The 3,002-nt window shown below is 54.5% G+C and carries 4 protein-coding genes; all 4 read left to right on the top strand.

Annotation, left to right across the window (positions count from 1 at the left end; translation table 11 throughout):
- Positions 1–210: hypothetical protein (locus P8O70_02975; protein MDG2195845.1), on the top strand; the 210-nt coding region annotated here is incomplete at its 5' end.
- A 182-nt stretch (positions 211–392) separates the two neighbouring features.
- Complete coding sequence (locus tag P8O70_02980; GenBank protein MDG2195846.1) at positions 393–626, top strand: hypothetical protein; 234 nt, start codon at positions 393–395, stop codon at positions 624–626.
- A gap of 113 nt (positions 627–739) precedes the next feature.
- Positions 740–2,422: an AAA family ATPase gene (locus tag P8O70_02985; GenBank protein MDG2195847.1), complete on the top strand. Its 1,683-nt coding sequence runs from the start codon at positions 740–742 to the stop codon at positions 2,420–2,422.
- An 11-nt stretch (positions 2,423–2,433) separates the two neighbouring features.
- Positions 2,434–3,002: AAA family ATPase (locus P8O70_02990; protein MDG2195848.1), on the top strand; the 569-nt coding region annotated here is incomplete at its 3' end.

Here is a 3,002-nt window from a genome sequence, read left to right on the forward strand (position 1 = left end):
AGGTGGCAGTGGCAGGTCCCCAATGATTACCCCAAGGCTGCCGCAGATCTTCTCTTCAGAAACGGCCTCGTTGATTCCAAGCAAGACTTCCTGCTGATCTGCCTCAGCCAGCAGGGTAAGCCCCTGAATCCTAAGAGCACCTCCATCGCAGATACCAGCAATGCAATGGAAATTGTTGAAAAATTGCTCAATCCCATCCTCAGCGCCTAATTAGCGCCTGTTTCAATTCCCTGCTTCAGCCTGCTTTCTACCTGGTGTAGCAGAGAATTAACCGCTCCGACTTGCCGCTTATTCCCCGCCTATACAAATCATTGGCTCCTGTTCAAAATGCAGTTCTTGGTTTCAACAACTGATTCCAAGTAATTTCCATAATCTCCATCTAGGAGTCTTTGATGACACACAACAAAACTGATCCAGGAAACTGGGTCCGCCTGGCCGATTACATTCGTTCGGGGAAGAGTCCCATTGATATGCGCTGGTTGGTCTTCCACCGGCGTGAGGCAATGCGGCAGTTCGGATGCCTACTCAAGTTGGGCAAAGGCATCTTAATCGACCACGATCGACTGATGGCCTATCTCGAAGAACTGGATCGCCGCAAAGAAGGGATCGTGCCGAAGCTCAGCTAGGGCGCTCTCCCCGAGGAGCGGGGGTTCAGTTATCAAATGGCCCCGGGTGATTAGAGTTTTGTAAACTCCGGCGCCTGGGGTCGTGCAAGCGGATGAATATTATCAGGTAACGTATGAATGTCTTTGACAAAAAAGTCCTAAAGCAAGGGCAAAAGAGCTGGTCTGATCCAGCACTACTAAAGCCTGAAGACTCCTCAGTCGAGTCTTCTGCCAAGCTAGCAAAAAAACGGGAGCATGCACCCCACTCTGATTGGCGTCAACGACGAGATGCAGCGATTAGGCGCTATCATCAACTTGGCCTCTGTCCTATACCCCTCAAAGGCAAGCGGCCCTACCAAAAGGGCTGGCAGGCACAAGAGCAGTACCAGGAGTTGAGTGCTGAAGCAATCCTTCAACGCTTTGGACCCAGCGACAATGTTGGGCTGCTGCTGGGTATCCCCTGGAGGCAGAGGGGACTCTTCCTACGTGGGATTGATTACGATGATCTCGATCTATGGGAAGAGCACATGGATTGTGCTGGCGATCGGGAGGGCTACGGCTGGTTACTCAGCGGTCCACTGGTGCGGACCGGAAATGACAACTCCCATCACTATATACTGAGTGACTCCTCTGAAAAATTTGTCTTTCAGGGCAAAGAGAGCACGGAGCACGGGGGCGAGATCCAGGGGGCAGGGACTCAACTGGTGGCCCCACCTTCGATCCACCCTGATACCGGCGAAGAATATCGCTGGATCCATGAGGACTGGGAGGACTTGGTGCTGGTTTCCCAGCAGCAACTGCAGGAGAACTATCACCCCAAGACCAGCAAATCAAAATTTACTGCGGCAATTCAGCCGGCCCAACGCAAGCGACCGCTCTTCAGCAGCAGTGACGCTGGAGACTTTAGTGCTCCCCCAACCCTCTACGACTACAGCAGTATTGACTGGATCGCACTCTTCGTTGAGCGCGGTTGGTTTGTCCGAGACAATGGGGACCATGTGACTGTCCTATGCCCCAACAAGGCTCAGCACACCAATGGCAGCGATGGGACAAGTTCCACCGTCATCCTGCGTACGCCTGGTGGAGGGCAAAGATTCAATTGTAAGCATGGACACTGCGAACACTTGAGTGACCGCGACCAGCTGATTGAGCTACTCGGTGGGCCCTCTGTTTTAGAAGGCTTTGCGAAGAAATTGTCAGCTAATTCCGAATCGACTGCGATCGAAACAAAGCTTTCGGTTACCCACTGGCTCCGCCTTGACCCACGCAATGGGCTCTATCACATTCGGCAACCGGAAGCTGCCAAGGCTTTCCGGGCTACAGGGGTCCAACTCAATGACCCTGAACTTGAGCAGAAACTGCTGCACTTCCTGGAGAAACCACCTGGGGGAGAGCCTGTCGGTGATACCCTGAGTGCAAGAATACTGACCGATGTCCTCAAGCTGGTGCGTACTGACGGTGGTTGGGGGACCAGGTTGAGGCTTCAGAGTGCCAGCAAACTCCCATTGGAAGCCATTGACTGGCTCTGGCAGGGATGGCTGGCCAGGGGCAAGTTTCACCTGCTGGCTGGCTCCCCTGGGACAGGCAAGACCACCCTGGCAATGGAAATGGCTGCCATCATCAGCAGGGGTAGGACCTGGCCGGAAGGGGCCAACTGTGCCCCAGCTAATGTTTTGATTTGGTCTGGTGAAGACGACCCGCAAGATACCCTGGCCCACGACTGGTGCTTGCCGAAGCGGACCTCGAAAGAATCTACTTCGTCAATGAGGTCCATGATGGCCAGGGAAGCCGCAGTTTTGATCCGGCAACAGACCTAAGGCTCTTGGAGATGGAACTGAAGCAAATCGGAGGGGTCAGCCTGCTGATCGCTGATCCAGTCGTCTCGGCGGTCACCGGAGACTCCCACCGTAATACCGAGGTGCGAAGAGCCCTGCAGCCGCTGGTTGACTTAGCATCGGTCTATGGCTGTGCGGTGCTGGGAATCACCCACTTCTCCAAGGGGACACAGCTACGAGAACCACTGGAGCGGGTGACCGGGTCGATTGCCTTCGGCGCACTGGCTCGCATTGTCCTGGGGACCGTCGTGGTGCCTGGAGATCTGGCACAAGCCAGTCAAAGGATGTTGCTAAGACTCAAGAGCAATATTGGTGTCGACAAAGACGGCTTCAGCTATGACCTGCAGCAGTTGGAACTGCCTAATCATCCTGGTATCTCCAACACCAAGGTTGTTTGGGGAGCAGCTGCAGTGGGTTCTGCACAGCAGATCCTCGGTGCAGCAGAGGAGCAGAGGAAGGAGTCCGGGGCCGGCCAGTCGGCTCTGAATGAGGCAAAAGACTTTCTCAGGGATTTATTGGCTGCTGCCCCAATGACAGCAAAGGAAGTCAAGCAGGTGGCCCA

Source organism: SAR324 cluster bacterium, from assembly GCA_029245725.1.
Lineage (GTDB): Bacteria > SAR324 > SAR324 > SAR324 > NAC60-12 > JCVI-SCAAA005.

What these genes read in the sequence shown, in the direction of transcription:
- P8O70_02980 (MDG2195846.1), top strand. Translation starts at nt 393, where the DNA reads ATGACACACAACAAAACTGATCCAGGAAACTGGGTCCGCCTGGCCGAT.
- P8O70_02985 (MDG2195847.1), top strand. Translation starts at nt 740, where the DNA reads ATGAATGTCTTTGACAAAAAAGTCCTAAAGCAAGGGCAAAAGAGCTGG.